Source organism: Telluria sp. AZSoR62, from assembly GCF_058111565.1.
In genome coordinates this window covers 79737-99773 of the sequence record NZ_JBYTST010000008.1, presented here as the reverse complement: position 1 = coordinate 99773, position 20037 = coordinate 79737, and the positions used below count along the sequence as shown (strand labels likewise).

The following is a 20037-nucleotide window of genomic DNA, read 5'->3' as shown; positions in this document are numbered from 1 at the left end:
TTCGATAACAGTTTCATGACAAGCCCGCCTATCCCGCGCCCTCCGCCACGGCATGCAGATATACTGCCGAGGACCTTCCCTTATCGCGCAGCAGCGGCCCACCAAGGACAGATTGCATGCAGCATCGCAGTATCCCCGCCCCGACCATCGACCCGGCCGCCCTCGGCCTGCAACTCTTCGAAGCCAGTCCAGACTGCGTCAAGCTGCTCGACGCCGAGGGCCGCATCGTCGCCATGAACCACAATGGCCAGCGCGCGATGGAGATTCCCGACATCAATCAGGTGGTGGGCAGCGTATGGTCGACCTTGTGGCCGGCGGCGAGCAGCGCGGACATCGCCGCTGCGATCGAAACGGCCCGCCGCACCGGCAATGGAAGCTTCCGCGGCGCCTGTCCAACCGCAGCCGGCACCTTGAAATGGTGGGACGTGACGGTCAGCGCCGTTGGTGCACCGAGCCACGGTTTGCTGGCGGTCTCGCGCGACATCACGGCGCAGGTCGGGGCGGACGCCGAGCGCGAACGGCTGGTGCGCCAGCTGCAGGCCGCCAACGGGCGCATGGAAGACATCTTCCGCCAGGCGCCGGCCTTCATGTGCGTGCTGAACGGGCCCGATCACGTGTTCGAGCTGGTCAACGACAACTACCTGCAACTGATCGGCAACCGCGACCTGGTTGGTATGCCGGTGCGCGCGGCCTTGCCCGAAATCGACGGCCAGGGCTTCATCGAACTGCTCGACCGGGTCTACCAGGCCGGCGAGCCGTTTCGCGGCTCGGATTTGCCAATCATGCTGCAGCGGCGCCCGGACGCGCCACTGGAGCAGCGCTTCCTTGACCTGGTGTTCATCGCATTGCGCGACGGCGAAGGCAAGGTCACGGGCGTGCTGGTACATGGCGTGGACCAGACCGAGCGCAAGCTGGCCGAAATGAAGCTGTACGAAAGCCGCGAGCGCTTCGAGAAGATCGTCAGCCAGGCCGCCACCGGCGTGGTGCAAATGGATCCGGATGGCCGGATCACCCTCGTCAACCAGAAATACTGCGACATGGTGGGCCGCACCGAAGCCGAGCTGCTGGGCACCAGCGTGTTCGACGTCACGGCGCCGGATTCGCTGCCGGTGACCTTCGAGGCGGTGCGCCGGCTGGCCGAGGGCCAGGCGGGCATAATCGTCGACAAGCAGTACCAGCGCCGCGATGGCTCCCTGATGCCGGCCACCAGCAGCGTCAACGCGCTGCGCGGCCCGAACGGCGAATTCCAGGGCCTGGTGGCGATCGTGGTCGACACCACCGACGCCAAGCGCGCCGCCGAAAAGCTGCGCGCCAGCGAGGAACGTTACCGCACCCTGTTCGAATCGGTCGACCAGGGCTTCTGCATCTTCGAGATGATCTACGACGAGCAGGAACGGCCGGTCGATTACCGCTTCCTCGAGATGAACAAGATGTTCGAGGAGCACACCGGCCTGCATGACGCAATCGGCAAGACCGCGAAAGAGCTGCTGCCCGCGCTCGACGCCTTCTGGTTCGAGACCTATGGCCGGGTCGCGCAGACGGGCGAGCCGGTGCGCTTCGAGAACGAGGCGCCGGCCATGGGGCGCTGGTTCGACGTCTACGCCACCCGCATCGGCGGGCCGGGCAACTACAAGGTGGCGCTGCTGTTCAGCGACATCACGGTCCGCAAGCAGTCCGAGGACACCTTGCGCAAGCTGGCCGCCGACCTGGCCGAGATGGACCGCCGCAAGACCGAGTTCCTCGCCACCCTGGCGCACGAACTGCGCAACCCGCTGGCCCCGATCCGCAGCGGCTTGAGCGTCATGCGCCTGAAGGGCGACAACGCGGCCACGGTGGGGCGCGTGCGCGAGATGATGGAACGCCAGGTCAGCCACATGGTGCACCTGATCGACGACCTGCTCGACATCGCCCGCATCAGCGGCGGCAAGCTCGAACTGAAGAAGGAGCGCGCCGACCTGCGCGCCGTGCTCTCCAGCGCCATCGAGACCAGCCTGCCGCTGGTCGAGAGCGCCCGCCACGAACTGTCGGTCGACCTGCCGGAGCAGCCCGTGATGGCCGAGGTCGACGTGACCCGCATCGCCCAGGTGGTGGCCAACCTGCTCAACAACGCCGCCAAGTACACGCCGGCCGGCGGCAAGATCGGCCTGTCGATGGCGATCGACGATTGGGAAGCCGTCATCACGGTGTCGGACAACGGCATCGGCATCCCGGAAGACGCACTGGTCTCGGTATTCGAGATGTTCAGCCAGATCGGCGACCATACCGACCGCTCCCAGGGCGGCCTCGGGATCGGCCTGTCGCTGGTGCGCCGCCTGGTGGACATGCACGGCGGCTGGGTCTCGGCCGCCAGCCGGAACCCGCAGGCCGGCAGCGTGTTCACGGTACGCCTGCCGCTGGCCGAGGCCGACGACGCCGCTACGCCAGTGGACGCCACGGCCGACACGGCGGCCGGCGCCGGCGCCGAAGGCATGAAGATCCTGGTGGTGGACGACAATGTCGACGCCGCCGTGACGCTGTCGATGATCCTGGAAGCCTGCGGCTACACGGCGCAGGTGGCACACGATGGCGCCGCGGCGGTGGAGGTGGCGCGCAGCTTCCGCCCGCAAGTAGCGTTTCTCGACATCGGCATGCCGGGCATGGATGGCTACGACACGGCCCGGGCCATGCGCCAGGTTCCCGGCCTGGCCGGCATGACCCTGGTGGCGCTCACTGGCTGGGGCGCCGACAGCGACCGCCAGAAGTCGAACGAGGCCGGCTTCGACCATCACCTGACCAAGCCGGTACAGCTGGCCGTGGTGCAGGAACTGCTGGGGCAGATCGCGCCCTGAGGCGCCTGGAGCTGTGGAAAAGTTTAAGTTTATCCACAGCGCACGCCGGCCGATCCGGGCGATCGGGCTTGAGCTGCCTGCGCCGCCGATGCGCGATGTGGCGTATCCTCATGCTGACGGCATCAACGCCGGCAACCACATGCGGTGGACACCTTGAGCGAGCAAACTCTTTCAGCAATCAAGCTGGGCGCGCAGCAACTGGCGGACGTCGTCACCCTGCCTGCGCCGCGGCGCTATACGCATTTCGTGCGGCAAGTGGCGGAAAACGGCGAAGTCTGGGGCCTGTACCGCGATGGCTGGGCGCTGGCCAAGGCCGACGACGGCACCCTGGTCTTTGCCATGTGGCCGGCCAGCGAATTCGCCGACCTGTGCGCCGAATTCGAATGGGACGGCTACGAGCCGCAATCCTTTCCCCTCGACGACCTGATCACCGACCTGCTGCCCCAGCTCGAGGAAGACGGCGTATTGCCGGGCATTTTCTACACCCCGGGCGACCGCGGCCTGACGCCAACCATCTACATGCTGCGCGTCGACCTGGAACGCGCCCTGAACCGCTAGTTCCGCTGCTACAGGCTGTGCAGCTCGTAGCGCACATCGCGCCGGTCCTGCGTCTGCAAGCCTTCCACCAGGTAGGCATCCCAGCCCAGTCGTCCCTCGTCGCCTTCCAAACGAATGTTGTGCACGTCGGCCGCCAGCAGCACCAGCTCGACTTCGTATTCGAGGCACAGGCCGGTGAACATCGACAGCATGCTTTTCAATGCGCGCGCAGCCAACCCCCCGGGCAGGAAATCGTTGAAGCCGGCGCGGTTGAGCGGGCCCACCACCAGCCGCAGGCGCAAGTCGCGCTGCCAGACCCGGGCGCCGGCGATGGTCCCTACGCCCAGCACGGCATTGTCGCTGCCGAGTATGGTCTGCTGGCCAGGGGGCACGTCGTACCAGCAGCCGACGAACTGCTCGGCGACGACGTGCTGCCCAAAATACTCCGACAACACCCGCGCCAGCTGCACGCTCGAGGCGGGGCGGTGCCGGATCGAGGACGCAAAATAGGCCAGCGACTCGTCCAGCACCGCGCCTTCTTCGCCGCCCGCCAGCCGGCGCCGCAGCGACTTGTCGCCCAGGCCGGCTAGGCTCAGCAGCAGCGGCAAGAAACTGTCCTGGCCGTCGAGCTGGTATTGCAGCGCCAGCCGGTACTTGCGCCAGGCTTCGTAGAACAGCGCCAGCGAGCGGTTCGAGAAGGTGTCGAGAAAAGCCCGCGCACCCTCGTCTTTTTCCAGCCACTGGTGTTCGGCGATGCGCTCGGTGTAGTGCAGCGGCAGGATGCCCTGGCCGCCCAGCAGTCCCATGAAGGAGGGCGTCAGGCGAATGTACTTGAGCGAGCCGTCCTGCAAGGCGGCGCCCAGGGCCGCCGCGCCAGGGGCAAGCTCGCGCGGCTCGGCCTGGATCGCCTCGACCTGGCTGGCCGGGAAGCCGAGCGAGAGCGAATTCTGGAAACGCAGGAAGTTCGCCACTAGCTCCTTGCGCGGCAGCCCGCGCCGCTGCGCCCACAATTCGAGCGTGCGCACCGCCTGGAAATACTCGAAGCGGTAGGGCTCGCGGAACAGGCGGTCGATTACAGCAGGCTCAAATCGCCGCTGCGTGGCTGGCATGTCAATAAGTCTTCTCCGGTTTTGTTCGACACGATCACCAGCTGGGTAAAGCTGTTGGCATGCACGTACAGGGCAAGGAAGCGCTCGATGATCTGGGCAAAGGCGTGGATGCCGCTGCCGACAAAGGCTTCTTCGTCGATGGTCAGGCGCACCTCGACGCCGCGCACCAGGCAGGTGAAGGGATTACCGGCCAGCCAGGTGGTGGCGGGGCGCTGCGCGATCGCCTTGATGCCGCCGATCTGGCGCTGCGAGGAGGGCGAGCGCGGCAAGTCGTATAGCGCCAGCATCTCGCGAAAGGCTTCCACGCCGCCGTCGGCCAGCGACAGGTGGTTCAGCGCCAGGTGCGAGATCAGGCGCCAGTGCGCGCCGCGCCCGCTGGCGAAGCGGTAGGAGGCCGTCGGTTTGCGCAGGAAGGCGATCGCGCGCACGCTGGAGCCGCCTTCCAGGAACAGGTCGCCCCCGGCTTGCCCATAGCTCAAGGACGCGGGCAGGTCGCGGTTGGTGCAGGTGAGCTCGATGTTGAGGGTGTCGGTTTCCACTTCGGCCGGATCGAAGTCGATGTCGACGATCGAGACCTGGGTCTCGAAACCTGGACTTTTGTCGGCCAGCGATTCGTCGCGCCGCACCGCGTAATAATGGCCGGCGTCTTCCGGCGTCTGCGCATGCCGCAGCGCGTAGAAGGGGCGGAACTGCACCAGGGTGTCGCCCTGCGGCGTCTGGCGCATCAGGCTGAGCGACTCGATCGCATACACCTCGTAGGCAAAGGCGCGCCGCGCATCGGCCAGCACCGGATAGCTGGCGCTGGCATGCGTTACCCGAATCGGCTCGCCGCGCTGGCGGAACAGGTTGATCACCGGCGTGCAGCCCAGCTGGACGTTGTTGGTGGACAGGGTGCCGAGCATGCGCGCGGTGTTCGAGTCCGAGCGCAGGCCGGACAGCGCCAGGTGCAGGGTCACGCTGCGCGCGCCGGGCGGCGCGGCGGCGGCCAGCGCCGCCAGGTCGATATCGAAAAAATTGAATTTCTCGGGGAAGCAGAAATATTCGGTGAGCAGCCGGTAGGCCGCGTGCGAGCGCGCCGGGAAGTCGATCAGCGCTTCGTCCTCGCCGAAGCCGGCCGGGCGCACCGGCACCACCGGCAGCGCCGTCCAGCGCCCGCTGTTCCCGGCTTCGACATAGGCGCTGACCGTGCGCATGAACAGCGCATCGCGCAGGGCGGCGCAGAACGACGGCTCGCCATCGATGAAAACGCGCAGGCTGGGCAGATCGAGTTGGGCGAGCGAACCCTGCTCGGCGGTGCAGTCCAGGGTAAGGCTGATGCTCGACGAAGCCGCCCCCGGCAGGCGCACGGCCTCGGGCGCGTCGATGATGGCGGAAAACCCGGCCCGGGACAGCGCTACCGGCGCCACATCGACCGGATACACGGTGCGGAAGGTGCAGGCGGCGCCGCGCACCGGCCGGGTATTCAACTGGGTACCGCGCGCAATGGTGCTGGCGCCGCCCTGCTTGGCCGCGCCGCTGACATCCATGCGCGCGATCGAGCACGAAGGAAAAGGGCGCAGGTAATGCGGGTACAGCACCTCGAACAGGGCTTCGGTAAATTCGGGGTAGTCGTCGTCGAGGCGCCGCGCGATGCGTGCATTGAGCAGCGCGAAGGATTCGATCATGCGTTCGGTATGCGGGTCTTCGCATACCTCGCCGCTGATCAACAGGCGCCCGGCGATGCGCGGATAGCGCTCGGCGAATTCGCGCAGGTTGCGGCGCAGGTAGCCCAGCTCGCTTTCGTAGTACGGCAGCAGTTGTTCCATGCTCAAGCCCCGACCAGCGCCGGGCGCGCGACCTTGCCCGCCTTGCCGGCCTTGCTGATGCTGTATTGCAGGGTCGAAGGCGTCAGCACGGCATCGAAATTGACCGGTTCCTGCGACACGCTGGCCACCAGCACGGCCGTGATCGAAAAATTCAGGCGGTTGACGGTATCGTCGCGCATCTCCAGCAGCGCGCGCACGTTGCGCAGGCGCGGCTCGTGGCAGCCGATGGTTTTCTCGATGCTGGCGCAGATCGCCGCGCGGTCGGTCGGGCTGGACAGGCAGAGGTCGGCGAAGTCGTTCAGGCCATAGGTGACCATCGAGCGGCTGCATTCCGGGTAGGCCTTCAGGTCGCCGTCCCCGATGCTCGAGCGCGTGTTGAGCAGCGATTCGAGGTCGCGCGCCACCGTGTCCTTCAGTTCCTCGATCGTCATGCGCGTCGCGGCGGACTGGCCCGGCCCGCGGTTCGGTACGCCCAGCAGGCGGTCGAACAACCCCGGCGTGTATCCCTTCATGGGGCTCCCCTTTCTTGTTCCCCGGTCGACCCGAGCGCGGCGTGTGGACGGAAAAAACCAAACCCGATGTTGCCACGCCGCGCAGCACCAACGTTTGATCAACTTCACATGGGCAACCCATTGGTTTGTTATGGTTTCCGGAGAGTTGTTCAACTGAATCACACTTGAGGAAGGCAGAGGAGACATGACCAGCAAGGTTCTCTGGGGCGAAGGCCTGTTATTGCGTCCACAGCACTTCCAGCGGCAAGACCACTACCACGAGCAATGCCTGCACAAGGGCATCAAGGCCGTGCATCCCTACGCCTGGGGCGTCGAAGCCTTGCAGGTCGACCGCGAAGCCCTGGCCAACAGCATGCTGCGGCTGCTGTCGCTGTCGGTGCGCTTCCAGGACGGCGAGCTGGTCGATGCGCCCGAGATCGACGCCCTGCCCGAACCGGTGGACCTGAGCCTGTTGCAGCAGTCGCAGCAGACCGTCACCTATTCCATCGCCCTGCCCGGCCTGAAACCCTTCAGCGGCAACTTCGCGCCGCCGGGGCAGGCCACCAATACGGCGCGCTTCGTCCAGGCCAACGCCGACACGCCCGACCTGTACACGCAAGCGGCGCCGGTGCAGCTGGCCTACCTGAAAAAGGCGGTGCGGCTGGTATCCGAATTCGAGCCACGCGACTCCTATGTCCACTTCCCGCTGCTGCGCCTGCGCCGTGCGGCCACCGGCGGCTTCGAGATCGACGACGGCTTCGTGCCGCCTTCGCTGTCCCTGGGTGCGGCGCCGGTGCTGTTCCAGGGCTTGCGCCGCCTGCTCGACGCGCTGCAGGCCAAGGTCGCCGCACTCTACGGGCACCATCGCGAGCCCAGCCGCAACGTGGTGGAGTTCCGCTCGGGCGACATGTCCTCGTTCTGGCTGCTGCATACGGCCAGTTCCGCCTATGCAAGCCTGACCCATCATTTTCATCATCCCGCCCTGCATCCGGAACGCCTGTATGAAAGCCTGCTCGACGTGGCCGGCGGCCTGATGACCTTCTCCAAGAGCTGGACCCTGGCCGATTTGCCGCCCTACCAGCACGGCGACCCGGGCCCGGCCTTTGCCAAGCTCCTGACGATCATCCGCGAGCTGCTCGATACGGTGATCTCCTCAAAATATTTCTCGATCGCCCTCAACGAAGTGCGGCCGTCTTACCACATCGGCATGCTCGATTCGGGCAAGATCGACGAGAAGACCACCTTCTACGTCGCCGTGTCGGCCGCGATTCCCGCAGTGGAACTGGTGGATGTGGTGCCGCTGCGCTTCAAGGTCGGCGCCCCCGACGATGTCGAGAAATTCGTGCTGTCGGCCCTGCCCGGCGTGCGCCTGCAGTACGCACCGCAATTGCCGGCCGCGGTGCCGGTGCGGCCCGAGACCTGCTATTTCATCCTCGAGGCCAAGGGGCCGATGTACGAGCGCATGCTCAAGGCGCAATCGATCTCGATTTATGTCCCGGCCGGCATGAAAGAGCTGCGCCTGGAACTGCTGGCCGTCGCTGCATGAACGCGGCGCTGGATGTGGCCGCCCCGGGCGTCGCGCTGGGGCTGTTCGGTACTGGCCTGAGCCAGCATGCGCGCCTGATCACGCTGGCCAGCGCCCAGGACAGCGGCTTGCCCGAATCGCTGGTGGCGGAAGGATTCTCCGGGGTAGAAGCCGTCAACCAATTATTCGCCTTCGACGTCGAGGCGCTCAGCACCTCGACCGACCTTGACCTGGCCCTGTTCATCGGCGAAGAGCTCACCGTCGGCCTGCTGCAGCCCGATGGCAGCCGGCGCATGTGGCACGGGCTTTGCACGGCCGCTTCCTGGCTGGGCGCGGACGGCGGCGTCGCGCGCTACCGGCTGCGGCTGGAACCGGCGCTGGCCATGCTGGGGCTGCGGCGCGACAGCTATATCTTCCAGGACAAGAACGTCCGCGACATTGCCTGTGAATTACTGGCGGATTATCCACAGGTGCGTGTCGATTTCGAGGTGTCGCAGGAACTCGCACCGCGCGCGGTCTGCACCCAGTACCGCGAGAGCGACCTGGATTTTTTGCTGCGCCTGCTCGCGTCCGAAGGGCTGAACTGGCGTTTCGAACACGACCAGGCCGACGATGGCGGCGCCGGCCCGCACGGCCAGGCGCGCCACAAGCTGGTGATTTTCGATAGCCGGGCGACGGCGCCGTCGATGCCGGGGGGCGAGGTGCTGCGCTTCCATGGCGTGCGCGCTACCGACACCGACGACGCCATCGACGGCTTTCGCGCACGCCGCAGGGTAGAGGCCAACGCCGTATCGATCAGCAGCTGGGATCCGGCGCAATTGCTGGCGCAGGGAGCGGAACACGCATCCGTACTGGATGCGGGCGACTTGCCTTTCCTGCAGGTCTATGACGGCAGCGGCGAACGCATCGTCGCCGAACGGCAGGCGGCCGATGCGCACAGCGAATTGATGCTGCAGGCGCTCGAGCTCGAGAACAAGGTATTCGAGGGAAGCGGCGCCGTGCGCAGGCTGGCGGCCGGTTGCGCCTTCCACCTGACCCAGCACGACCGTTATCCCGAAGGGGCGAATGCCTTCAAGGTGCTGTGGGTAAGGCATGAGGCCCGCAACAATTTCCAGACCGGGATCGTTGGGCTGGAGGGGGCTGCTGTCGAGAACGGCACTTACCGCAATACCTTTGCCTGCGTGCGCGAGGCGGTGCCGCTGGTGCCGCGCGCCACCGCCGCGCCGCAGCGCATCACCGCGCCCGGGCCGCAATGCGCGCTTGTCGTCGGGCTGGCGAACGATATCTCGACCACCAACCGCGACCACCAGGTGCGGGTCCAGTTCGCGTGGCAGCGCGGTACTAGTCCCAACGCGGGCGGGATGGCGCACAACACGGACGGTAAAGGCTGTGCACCGGGGAATGAGACGTCTGGCGCCTGGGTGCGTGTGGCCGAGGCGCTGGCAGGGCCCAACTGGGGCACCGTCTTCACGCCGCGCATTGGTACCGAAGTGCTGGTGGATTTTATCGAAGGCGATATCGACCGGCCGGTGATCGTGGCGCAGCTGTACAACGGGGCGGACTTGCCGCCGTTCTCGGCCGGCGTCGATTCGGGCGCCAATCACGCTGGGGCCATATCGGGGATCCATACGCGCAACTTCGACGGCAGCGGCTACAACCAGTGGCAGATCGACGACACGTCCGGGCAGGTGCGCATGCGCCTGGCGACCAGCGTCGGCGCGACGCAGCTGAACCTTGGCTATCTGATCCAGCAAGAGCCGGGGACGGCCCAGCGTGGCGCCTACCGCGGCAGCGGCTTCGAGCTGCGCACCGATGCCTGGGCGGTTATCCGCGGCGGGGAGGGTGTGCTGTTGTCGACGCGTGCCCAGCCGGTTCTGGGGAGCAGCGTGAGCTCTACGCAGATGGATGTGGCGGAAGCCCTAGCACAGTTCAAGAGTGCACAGGAATTGACGACCGCGCTGGGGGATGCGGCAGCGGCGCAGCAAGCGCTGTTCAGCAAGGATGCGGCGAAGGCCCAGGACGAACTCATCGAGCAGATCGATCCCCAGGCGAAGGGCAAGTATGAGGGGCCGGTAAATGGGCAGCCGGCATTCAAGGCTCAGCAGGGATCGCGCGAGCTTGATGCGTCGCAGCCTGTGGAGAAGTTTGGGTCGCCCATCGTGCTGATGGATTCGGCGGCCAGCATCAACTGGGCGACGCCAGCCTCGACCGTCCTGTATGCGGGAAAACACTTGCAGTGGACGACGCAGTCGGACCTGCACATGACGGCGGGGCATACGTTTTCGTCTGTCGCGGGCGGGGCAGCGAGCTTCTTCACGCATTCAGGCGGGATCCAGGCGATCGCGGCGAATGGGCCGGTGTCCCTGCAGGCACATACGGATGCATTGGAAATCCTGGCGGATAAGGAAGTCGTCGTGATCTCGGTGAATGACTGCATCGAGATCAAGGCCAAGGAAAAGATCGTGCTGCAGGCGGGGGAATCGTCGATCACGCTGGAGGGTGGGGATATTACGTTTGCGTGTCCGGGGACGTTTTCGGTGAAGGGCGGGCAGCATGTTTTTGATAAGGGTGCGAAAAAACCAGCGGAATTTGCGCAGCTACCTGCTGGCAGCGCCACCCTCAGCAACTTCATAGCGCTGAACTACCGTGATGCAGATAGTAATCCAATGGCAAATGTCGGCTACAAAATCAAGTTTGCTGAAGGCGTCTTCATCAGTGGAAAGCTCGATAGCGAAGGCAACGCCCGGCATGAGAATGTGCCTGATAAGCCGGTGAGTGTGGAGTATGAGGAGCGCCGGCCAAAAAAAGATAAACCCTGGGCTTCATTGGACGAAATGCTCAAGAGCGCAGAAGCGTTTTTTAATCATGAGTAATCATAAAGAGATTACGTTCGATGAATAATGAATTCGAAAATGCGCTTGCATGGTTCACTTCGGCTCCCGTCAATTGGCTAGAAAGTGGACGCAAAAACCTTGAGGCTGCCGGTCAATGGATTTGGGAGGTAATTCAAGGTGACTTCAATGATAACGCGAGCACGGCTCAGGTTGCGACTGGGACAATCATTTCGATGATTCCTTTCGTTGATCAGATTTGCGACGTCCGAGATCTTGTAGCAAACTGTAAAAAAATCAACAGTGAGCCAGAAACTTCATGGCATTGGATCTCCTTGGTTCTCACTTTGATTGGACTGTTTCCCGCCCTCGGCTCCCTGGTTAAAGGCAGTTTAAAGGTGATGTTCGCAACCTTGAGAAAAGGAGCTGCACGTAGCGGCATCACCCCTCGGTTGGATATCTATGTTGATTCGTCAGTCGGTCAATTAAATAAATTCCTCGCGAAGCCCGAGGTTGCGAAGGCATTAACCTCGCTTAAATGGGACAACCCCTATAGGGTCTTGGCAAAAGAAGTCGAGAAAATTGCAACAAAGACAAATGTCAATGCCCTTCGTGCTGCATTCAACGAGGTCGCAAGTGCAGCGCAAAATTTGCTAAAGCTGGTACAACGTTGGAGTGGAACGGGGATTTCAAAGAAAGTCCAAGAGTTATTAGAAAGTATTGACTCTGTTAAGCGTGGCGCGGATCGCCAGCTCGCTGAAGCATTGAAACCAGTTCAAAACTACCTTCAACTTCTGGCTCGACGGTTGGAGATTGATGCCGATATGGCGCACCGTGCTCATCTAAACGCAGTCAATCCGCACGCATTCAAAAAAATAGGCTCTCCTGATGAGGAAATCGCAGCATTTCAAAAGGAGAAGCCGGATTGGGTGGACGACACCGGGACGGCTTCCTACAGAGGGTTACGCGAACCGCCGGCTGACCGTGTTGGTTGGCCTAGCACAAAATCGTTTCACACATTTCATTCGATGAAAGCTGTCACAATTCCGGCTGGAACAAAACTTTACCGTATCGTTGACCCGACTTCGAAAGACAACAGTATCTGTTGGATGCGTGAAGAAGAATTTAAGAAGTTGAAATCGAAATCGGACTGGAGACGACGATTCGCTGTTTGGGCGAATTGGAATGCAAATGGAGAATATGTAACCTACACTGTGCCAAGCGGAAAAGGGCTGAATGTTTGGGAAGGAGTCACCGCCTCACAAACCCTAGGACGTTCCAATTATGTCCTCGAAGGTGGCGCTGTGCAACTCGTGATTGATCCGTCCCATCTTAAAAAAGGATCTATCTCGCAACGCAAGCGCACAGGATGGTCTTATGACGAGTTAGGCACGCAGAACAATCTGGTCGGCGTACCTGTTTTGAAAAATAACTTAGGATAAAGTGCGATGCATGCCAAGCTTGATGTTGATCAAATAAGTTTGTTGGAACTTTTTAGTTCAATCGAATATTTCGCCGACATGCGGGATAAATGGCAAAAAATGATCGAACATGTAGAGGACTGTTTAACGTCCTACATGTCGAACTTACCCCTAAGGTATCGATCTAAACCCTTGCCAGATCAACCCGATATTGTATGGGGACACCGTGTATTACCGAATTTTCGTCATACCTTGCAGGGTCTTAACGAAGGCTTTGTTCTTTTAACTCATGGGGATACTGCAGGCCTTGGCTACGCTCATTCAGTCAGGAGCGATGTCAAGGGCCAGGCGGACTATTGGCCGATCGATTGGATGCGTTCCGAAGATCAAAAGAAATACGAAGATAACATTTATTCGGCTTTGCTTATGGCACATGCAATCTGTTTTACTGAGAGAGCTGACTGGCCAGACTTGAAAACTTCTGTTTATGCTCAAGAGCTCGAACTTATCCACAGCCGTTCCGCACCGTGTTCATATAGAATAAATTCAACGAGATGCATTAATTCGGGCGAGAAAGTCGAAGTTCAAGGGATATATCTGCCAAGTCTTGCTGATGGCTGCCCACAATTTCTCGGAACGCATTTGAAATGCGCGCCATTGACAAGTGTATGTGTCCGTATTGAGGATATTCTTGATCCGCAAACAGGGGAAAAATATGATGAGCACAAGGTCTTTGAAGATAGAAATTGCACTTGGTATTTAGTTGAGAAAACAGAAGACTCACCTACGTTGCAATCGGATTTCAATGAACGTGGTCATCAGAGAATCCGTATTGCGAGTGGGGAATTGTGCGTACAAACTGGGTATTACTTCACCCCGGCACTATTGAATTCACGCAAATCATTTAAGAAAGGGGATGTCATGCCTTCGCTCGGCACATCATATGGAAAGACCATTTGGCAGTGGGACGACAAACAAGATTGATTATTCCCGCAAGCGTAAACGCATGAATTTTGATTGAGGGTAAAAAATGGCCGGTCCATTGATAAAGCTCGGAGATAAGACTTCCCACGGTGGCGCAGTGATCGAAGCTTCAAGACAGAGTACCACTGGCGGAGTGGGTATCGCCCGCATGGGTGACAAGACGGTCTGCCCGAAACATGGCTCCAGTCCGATCATCAGCGGAGACTCAAGCCTGATCATCGATGGCAAGCCTGCCGCCCGGCATGGCGACAAAACCGCCTGCGGCGCCTCCCTGATCGCAGGCCAGCAGGCAACGATCGACAAACTCTGAGCCATAAACATGACGACTCTCTCGACCCCTACCGCATCGGCGCCAACGCGCCAGGCCAGTGAGTGGCTCAAGCTCGGCGCAGTCATCACGACGACCTTCGTAGTGTGCTGGGCGATCGTGATCTGGTACTGGCATGCGACCAACCACAATCCTGGAACGGCTGACCTGGCGATGGCGCTGTTCCTGCTGCCGCTGGCCTTGCTGTTCGCTTTCTGGGGTAGTCATAGAGCCATTACCGCGCGCGCTGCGGCATTGCCTGCTGCAGGCCTTGCCAAGCCGGCTCCGGCTTCACCAGCAGCCCATGCCGCAGCAGCGGCACCCGTCGTGGCTGTCATGGCCGCAGCACTGCGTTCCCCCTACGGTGCGTCGGTGGACGAGCTTGCCAGTTCTATTGCCGATAACGAGGCACGTGCGGACCTGGACAAGGAACTGGTCGACGACAATGGTTTCCCGGTCATGACAGCGCGTGTCGATGATGCGGTCGATGAGATGCTGCAGGATGAGATCGCCGAATGGCTGGCCGGCCGGGATGTGCCCGCGATGGATTTCACCGAAGAGCAATGGCGCGCGCTGATCATGGCTACCGGCGTGGCGGGCGAACTCGCCAGCCTTGCAGCCACCGATTGCATGCCGCTTGAAGGACAGCCCCCCATGCTGCAGCTCACGCCGATGCTGCCGCCAGACTGGACCGTGGAGATCCGCCGCGCAGCCATCATGTGGCTCAGGCATACAGTCAGCCAGTACGGCTGGCCGGACGCTGCCATCGCCACACCGGAGCCCGAACAACTTCACCTGAGCACCCCCAGCGCTATCCTCACGCAACTACTGCCAGCGCCATCGGCAGAGCCCAAGCAGCTAGTGGCGATCGTGATTGCCTGTGCTTCGCTAGTTGGCCAGGAAAGCATCGACCGCCTCGCAGCCAATGCGGCCTTGTTCAACGCATCGAAGGGCAGCGGCCGGATACCGGGCGAGGGCGCCTGTGGATTATTGCTGACCGACCTGCGCCAGGCGGAGTCGATCCATGGCACGGACATCGTCATGCTGGGCCCGCTCCACGAACACCGCCGCGACAGTTCGGCCGACGATACCCGCCGCCTGGATTCGTCGCTGCTGCTGGAACTGACGGAACAGCTCTGCAAGGCCAGCGCCACCGAACTGGCGCACATCGCCATGATCGTCGCCGATACTGGCCACCGTCCCAACCGCGTCCTCGAGCTGATGGGCTTGAGCGCACCGGTGATTCCGCAACTCGATGCAGCCGACGATATCGTCCGCGTCGGCCTGGGCAGCGGAAGTTGCGGCGCCGTGCCTTTCCTGACGACGCTGGCCCTGGCCTGCCACTATGCGCGCGAACGCAATGCGCCGGTGCTGTGCGTCGGCAACGAAGATCCCTACCTGCGCAGCGCCGCACTCGTGCGTCCAGCAAACTGCGCAGCCAACGACAATACTTAGACTTCGATCGAGTTCACCACCAGCTTGCGCTTGCCGTTCGCCGCCAGGGGAATATCGTCTTCTTCCTGTAGCGAGATGTCGAAGAAGCCACCCCAGCGCTTTAACTGGGCGTCGAGCACGAAGGCGCGCTGTTCATCGTTCAGGCTGCCATGACGCGGCACTACGGCCAGCGTAATCTCGCCGGCCCGGGCCTGCCGCACCTGGTATAGCCGGACGAAATCCCAGGTGACTTCGTCGATGACGATGGCCAGCCCCGGAATGCGCTTGCCGGCCCGGTCGACCAGGAATTCATGGCCGCGCCCGTCGATCACCGCGCAGCGGCCGTCTGCCTCGATGCGGCCGTAATCGCCCGTGCGGTAACGGATCAGGGGCATCACGTCGTTCCAGAGCGAAGTCCCCACGATTTCAGCACGCTCGCCATCCATGCGGTTTTCGTTCCAGCCGTAGAGCTGCTGGAACAGGTAGTCAGACGTTCCCTGGTCGTCCACATTCAGGAAAGCCAGGTTGGTGCGCTCCGACAATCCATAGTTCAGCGACACCGGCGCACGGAACAGCCGCCGTATCGATGCCAGCTGCGCTGGCGTCGCCGGTTCCGACGCCAGCAGTACCGCGTTGACCCGCACCTCGAGTTCGCCCGGCTGGAGCAGCTCGGCCAGCGCGGTGACGGAACTCGGGTAGCCATGCACGTACTCAGGCCGGAAGCGATGAATGGCATCGAGGATCGCCGCCTTGTGCTGTCCGTGCACGTGATAGGGCGACAGCATCAGCCGATTGCCCACCACGCGGCAGGGTTCTTCATGCGCCAGGCGGCGCGCGTCGGCGCCGATGCGCAGGATGCGCGACTTGTCGAAGGAAAAGCCGAGCTTGCCCCATTCGTGGGTAAAGAACGCCTTTTCGATGTCCGCCAGCCGCTTGGTGCGCCACATGCCGATACCCTGGCCGGACGAACCGCCGCTGGTGGCATACATCAGCTTGGAAGGATCGAGCCGCTCGTCGAGGAACTCGCGCTGCCGCGCCATGACTTCTTCCTTGGCGAGATACGGAAAGGCCGCCAGGACCTCGTGCAGGGGTTCGTTCGCCGCCTCGAGGGCGTTGAGCCTGACCGTACGGCGGTAGTGCGGCACATGCTCCAGTGCGTGCACCAGGATCTGGCGCAGGCGCAGGCCCGCCTGTGCGGCAATCGCCGTGCTGTCCTGCGCCAGCAATTCGCGCACGCGGAAAAAGTCCGGGTGATACAGCACGCGGCTGGGAATATAGCGGCGCCACGCGTAGTAATGCTTGGAAAGGACGTCGTGCAGGGCCACGGGTCACCCGTTCAGGATGCGTTTGAATTCGTCGGGCGACACGTCCCCCAGTCCCAGGCTGGCCAGGGTACGGGCTTCCGCGGTGAAGTCACGGTCGAGCAGGCCGCTGGCGATCACGATCAGCGCATCGGCCGTGGGCGTGGGCACGCCCATCAGGCGGCCGATCGAGGACAGCAGCGCCAGCCCCATCGGCACGTCTTCGGTAATGAAGCGCGTCTGCAAGGTAGCCGGCCCCTTGGGCCCGCCCTCGGCGGCGTAGCGGCGAAAGACGGACAGCGAAGGCTGCGACAGGTCTTCTTCGTTGCGGAACTTGCATTCGTCGAAATAGGGCGAGGGCTTGCCCCCGGTCGCGGCAATGACCGCGCTTTTTTCGGCATCCAGCCGGTACAGCAGATTCAGGACGGAAGGTGTAAACGCTTCGCGGTACATCCAGAATTCGCCCTGCGCATATTCGATGCGGCTGGCCGACAGGAGCGAGCCGATGGTGTGCACGATCAGGTTCGGGTTGTGCATGGCCGACTCGACCACGTTGCTGCGCGTTGCGACATAGGTCGGGAACAGTTGCGCGGCGCGTTGCAGGCCTTCGGCGGCACGTTCGCGCGGCAAGAAGGCCAGCGCATTGCGCGTGTTGCGAAACAGGACATTGACCACGCCCGGCTCAGTAATCCGTGCGTCATAGGGCAGGCTTTCGCCTTCCGCCAGCAGGAAACCTTCTTTCGCCTGGTAGGGCAGGAAGTAGCAGGAGCCCATGTAGCCGGGTGCGAGCAGTACCAGCTGGTGCGCCTTCAGGTAGGGGCCGATCAGTGCGGCAATATCGGCGTGGTAATGGGTCTGGGTGGTGATGTAGACGACGTCGGGCGTGACCGCGAAGGCTTCGTCGACATCGCGCGTGGCCAGCGCGATCGAGGCCATGCTGGTCTCGCCTCCCTTGGGATTGCTGACGAGGCGGATGGTGCGCGATTCGCGCACCGTGTCGAAATTCTCGTCATGCAGGGAGTGGGACGTCTTGAACAGGACGACGCGGTTTCCCTCCTGCGCAAGGATGGCGCCGAGCGCACATCCGGCATTGCCTGCACCAACCATTAACACGTTCATGCGTCCTCCATTCGACCAAGCAAGGGCACGACGCGGCGAGCGTCAGCGACCGGATCCGCAAGACAGCGGCGGCTTGATTAACAGGTTCATCAGAAGCGGCAACGGGGTCGGGACATACGCGCATACGCGTCCCGGGGGAACGCACAGGGTGGGTTCCACCTCGCCGCCCGAAGCAATTCACATCGGACTAGCAATGCTCTTGGCTGCTCATCGATTAAATTTAAGATAAGTTTGTTCATTTGCGAAGTCAACCGAATTCCTGCCTGAGCTGGGCAAGCGAAGACGCAGAAATCCAACGAAGATTTCCGCTGTTCACCTTGCCAAAACGTGAGAAGCCGCATGGGCTCTAGCATGTGCTGCCACGGCGCCTTGCCCATTGTCATCAAATAAAAAAACGCCTGAAGAGCTCACACTCTTCAGGCGTTTTTACGACTGACTGGATGGCTCATTCGACCGTGACCGACTTGGCCAGGTTGCGCGGCTTGTCCACATCGGTGCCACGCGCCAGCGCGGTGTGATACGCCAGCAGCTGCAGTGCCGCCACGTGCAGGATCGGCGACAGGTCGCCATAGTGTTCCGGCAGGCGGATCACGTGCACGCCTTCGCCCGAGGTAATGCGCGAGTCGACGTCGGCGAACACATAGAGCTGGCCACCGCGGGCGCGCACTTCCTGCATGTTCGACTTCAGCTTTTCCAGCAGCGCATCGTTCGGGGCGATCGTAATGACCGGCATTTCTTCGGTCACCAGCGCCAGCGGGCCGTGCTTGAGTTCACCGGCCGGATAGGCTTCGGCGTGGATGTACGAAATTTCTTTCAGCTTCAGTGCGCCTTCCAGGGCGATCGGGTAGTGCATGCCGCGGCCGAGGAACAGGGCGTTTTCCTTGCGTGCGAATTCTTCGGCCCAGGCGATGATTTGCGGCTCGAGCGCGAGCACCGAGGACAGCGCGACCGGCAGGTGGCGCATCATCTTCAGGTGCTCGGCTTCGGCTTCGTCGGTGAGGCGGCCGTTGACTTGCGCCAGCGTCAGGGTCAGCAGGAACAGGGCCGCCAGCTGGGTCGTGAAGGCCTTGGTCGAGGCCACGCCCACTTCGACGCCGGCGCGGGTGATGTAGTTCAGCTTGCACTCGCGCACCATGGCGCTGGTCGAGACGTTGCAGATGGTCAGCGTATGCGGCATGCCCATGCTCCGTGCGTGCTTCAGGGCGGCCAGGGTGTCGGCGGTTTCGCCGGACTGCGAAATCGTCACGACCAGGGTCTGCGGGTGCGGGACGCTGTCGCGGTAGCGGTATTCGCTGGCGATCTCGACGTTGACCGGGACCTTGGCGATCGATTCGATCCAGTATTTCGCGGTCAGGCCGGCGTAATAGCTGGTGCCGCAGGCCAGGATCAGCACGCGGTCGATTTCCTTGAACACGCCATAGGCGCCGTCGCCGAACAGCTCCGGCATGATGCCCGTGACGCCTTCGAGGGTGTCGCCGATGACGCGCGGCTGCTCGAAGATTTCCTTCTGCATGTAGTGGCGGTACGGGCCCAGCTCGGCGGCGCCGGTGTGGGCGTGCACGGTTTTCACTTCGCGCTCGACCGGGCGGCCTTCGCTGTCGACGATCCAGTAGCGCGCCAGCTGCAGGTCGACGACGTCGCCTTCTTCCAGGTAAATGATCTGGTTGGTGGTGCCGGCCAGCGCCATGGCGTCGGAAGCGACGAAGTTTTCGCTGTCGCCCACGCCCAGGATCAGCGGCGAGCCCTGGCGCGCGGCGACGACGCGGTGCGGTTCTTCGCGCGAGAACACGGCGATGGCGTAGGCGCCATGCAGGCGTTTGACCGCCTGCTGGACGGTCTCGAACAGGTCGCCAGTGTACATGTGGTCGACCAGGTGGGCGATGACTTCGGTATCGGTCTGGCTGGTGAACACGTAGCCGAGGGCGGTCAGCTCGGCGCGCAGCTCGTCGTGGTTTTCGATGATGCCGTTATGGACGAGGGCGATGCGGGCATTGTCTTCGGTCGGCGAGAAGTGCGGGTGGGCATTGTGCGAAGCCGGCGCGCCGTGGGTAGCCCAGCGGGTGTGGGCAATACCGGTAAAGCCGTCCAGGCGCGCTTCACGCACCTGCGACTCGAGCTCGGCCACGCGCGAGGTGCTGCGCGAACGGGTCAGTTTGCCATCCAGGTGCACGGCGACGCCGCAGGAGTCGTAACCGCGATACTCGAGGCGCTTCAGGCCCTCGATCAGGATTGGAGTGATGTTGCGCTTGGCGACTGCACCGACGATACCGCACATAGTTGACCTCGTTTAAAAATTAGCAATTAATCCTATCGTAGAGCAACTACGATGAAATAAGCTTTCAGAT

At 62.5% G+C, this 20037-nt stretch carries 14 protein-coding genes; 8 read left to right on the top strand and 6 right to left on the bottom strand.

What is annotated here, in order from left to right; all coding sequences use genetic code 11:
* Window positions 1-116: 116 nt before the first annotated feature.
* The gene (locus AC3XQU_RS13990; RefSeq protein WP_489874766.1) at window positions 117-2828 is read left to right on the top strand and encodes a hybrid sensor histidine kinase/response regulator; all 2712 of its coding nucleotides are present in this window, start codon (window positions 117-119) and stop codon (window positions 2826-2828) included.
* A gap of 144 nt (window positions 2829-2972) precedes the next feature.
* Window positions 2973-3386 (top strand): DUF2750 domain-containing protein, encoded by a 414-nt coding sequence (locus tag AC3XQU_RS13985; RefSeq protein ID WP_489874765.1) that lies wholly within the window; start codon window positions 2973-2975, stop codon window positions 3384-3386.
* An 8-nt stretch (window positions 3387-3394) separates the two neighbouring features.
* On the opposite strand, the gene tssG is transcribed toward AC3XQU_RS13985, so the two are convergent.
* Genes tssG through tssE form a run of 3 tightly spaced genes read right to left on the bottom strand, consistent with a single transcriptional unit; the run spans window position 3395 to window position 6791 of the window.
* Window positions 3395-4474 carry a type VI secretion system baseplate subunit TssG gene (gene tssG, locus AC3XQU_RS13980; RefSeq protein WP_489874764.1) on the bottom strand — a complete coding sequence of 360 codons (1080 nt, stop codon included), beginning with the start codon at window positions 4472-4474 and terminating at the stop codon, window positions 3395-3397.
* Window positions 4438-6279: a type VI secretion system baseplate subunit TssF gene (gene tssF / locus AC3XQU_RS13975; protein ID WP_489874763.1), complete on the bottom strand. Its 1842-nt coding sequence runs from the start codon at window positions 6277-6279 to the stop codon at window positions 4438-4440. Before tssF ends, tssG begins: the two co-directional genes overlap by 37 nt.
* A 2-nt stretch (window positions 6280-6281) precedes the next feature.
* Window positions 6282-6791 carry a type VI secretion system baseplate subunit TssE gene (tssE, locus tag AC3XQU_RS13970; protein WP_489874762.1) on the bottom strand — a complete coding sequence of 170 codons (510 nt, stop codon included), beginning with the start codon at window positions 6789-6791 and terminating at the stop codon, window positions 6282-6284.
* A gap of 184 nt (window positions 6792-6975) precedes the next feature.
* Between tssE and tssK the strand changes: the two genes are divergently transcribed.
* Genes tssK through AC3XQU_RS13940 form a run of 6 tightly spaced genes read left to right on the top strand, consistent with a single transcriptional unit; the run spans window position 6976 to window position 15293 of the window.
* A complete protein-coding gene (tssK, locus tag AC3XQU_RS13965; protein WP_489874761.1) occupies window positions 6976-8316 on the top strand; it encodes a type VI secretion system baseplate subunit TssK in 1341 nt (446 codons plus the stop codon).
* Entirely contained in the window at window positions 8313-11168 is a 2856-nt protein-coding gene (locus AC3XQU_RS13960) for a type VI secretion system Vgr family protein (RefSeq protein WP_489874760.1), read from the top strand. Before tssK ends, AC3XQU_RS13960 begins: the two co-directional genes overlap by 4 nt.
* Window positions 11169-11188: 20 nt before the next feature.
* Window positions 11189-12568, top strand: coding sequence for a hypothetical protein (locus AC3XQU_RS13955; RefSeq protein WP_489874759.1), 1380 nt, complete (start codon window positions 11189-11191; stop codon window positions 12566-12568).
* A 6-nt stretch (window positions 12569-12574) separates the two neighbouring features.
* Window positions 12575-13531: a hypothetical protein gene (locus tag AC3XQU_RS13950; protein WP_489874758.1), complete on the top strand. Its 957-nt coding sequence runs from the start codon at window positions 12575-12577 to the stop codon at window positions 13529-13531.
* Window positions 13532-13577: 46 nt separating this feature from the next.
* A complete protein-coding gene (locus AC3XQU_RS13945; RefSeq protein WP_489874757.1) occupies window positions 13578-13841 on the top strand; it encodes a PAAR domain-containing protein in 264 nt (87 codons plus the stop codon).
* Between the two features lie 9 nt (window positions 13842-13850).
* Complete coding sequence (locus tag AC3XQU_RS13940; protein WP_489874756.1) at window positions 13851-15293, top strand: hypothetical protein; 1443 nt, start codon at window positions 13851-13853, stop codon at window positions 15291-15293.
* On the opposite strand, the gene AC3XQU_RS13935 is transcribed toward AC3XQU_RS13940, so the two are convergent.
* The 3 genes from AC3XQU_RS13935 to glmS form a co-directional block, all read right to left on the bottom strand.
* The gene (locus tag AC3XQU_RS13935) at window positions 15290-16597 is read right to left on the bottom strand and encodes an acyl-CoA synthetase family protein (RefSeq protein ID WP_489874755.1); all 1308 of its coding nucleotides are present in this window, start codon (window positions 16595-16597) and stop codon (window positions 15290-15292) included. The two genes, AC3XQU_RS13940 and AC3XQU_RS13935, sit on opposite strands and share 4 nt — an antisense overlap.
* Before the next feature lie 3 nt (window positions 16598-16600).
* Entirely contained in the window at window positions 16601-17692 is a 1092-nt protein-coding gene (locus tag AC3XQU_RS13930; protein WP_489874754.1) for an NAD/NADP octopine/nopaline dehydrogenase family protein, read from the bottom strand.
* Window positions 17693-18137: 445 nt separating this feature from the next.
* On the bottom strand, window positions 18138-19967 hold the full coding sequence (gene glmS, locus AC3XQU_RS13925) for a glutamine--fructose-6-phosphate transaminase (isomerizing) (RefSeq protein ID WP_489874753.1): 1830 nt from the start codon (window positions 19965-19967) through the stop codon (window positions 18138-18140).
* Window positions 19968-20037: the final 70 nt, after the last annotated feature.

What these genes read in the sequence shown, in the direction of transcription:
- AC3XQU_RS13990 (WP_489874766.1), top strand. Translation starts at nt 117, where the DNA reads ATGCAGCATCGCAGTATCCCCGCCCCGACCATCGACCCGGCCGCCCTC.
- tssG (WP_489874764.1), bottom strand. Translation starts at nt 4,474, where the DNA reads ATGCCAGCCACGCAGCGGCGATTTGAGCCTGCTGTAATCGACCGCCTG.
- tssF (WP_489874763.1), bottom strand. Translation starts at nt 6,279, where the DNA reads ATGGAACAACTGCTGCCGTACTACGAAAGCGAGCTGGGCTACCTGCGC.
- tssE (WP_489874762.1), bottom strand. Translation starts at nt 6,791, where the DNA reads ATGAAGGGATACACGCCGGGGTTGTTCGACCGCCTGCTGGGCGTACCG.
- tssK (WP_489874761.1), top strand. Translation starts at nt 6,976, where the DNA reads ATGACCAGCAAGGTTCTCTGGGGCGAAGGCCTGTTATTGCGTCCACAG.
- AC3XQU_RS13960 (WP_489874760.1), top strand. Translation starts at nt 8,313, where the DNA reads ATGAACGCGGCGCTGGATGTGGCCGCCCCGGGCGTCGCGCTGGGGCTG.
- AC3XQU_RS13955 (WP_489874759.1), top strand. Translation starts at nt 11,189, where the DNA reads ATGAATAATGAATTCGAAAATGCGCTTGCATGGTTCACTTCGGCTCCC.
- AC3XQU_RS13950 (WP_489874758.1), top strand. Translation starts at nt 12,575, where the DNA reads ATGCATGCCAAGCTTGATGTTGATCAAATAAGTTTGTTGGAACTTTTT.
- AC3XQU_RS13945 (WP_489874757.1), top strand. Translation starts at nt 13,578, where the DNA reads ATGGCCGGTCCATTGATAAAGCTCGGAGATAAGACTTCCCACGGTGGC.
- AC3XQU_RS13940 (WP_489874756.1), top strand. Translation starts at nt 13,851, where the DNA reads ATGACGACTCTCTCGACCCCTACCGCATCGGCGCCAACGCGCCAGGCC.
- AC3XQU_RS13930 (WP_489874754.1), bottom strand. Translation starts at nt 17,692, where the DNA reads ATGAACGTGTTAATGGTTGGTGCAGGCAATGCCGGATGTGCGCTCGGC.
- glmS (WP_489874753.1), bottom strand. Translation starts at nt 19,967, where the DNA reads ATGTGCGGTATCGTCGGTGCAGTCGCCAAGCGCAACATCACTCCAATC.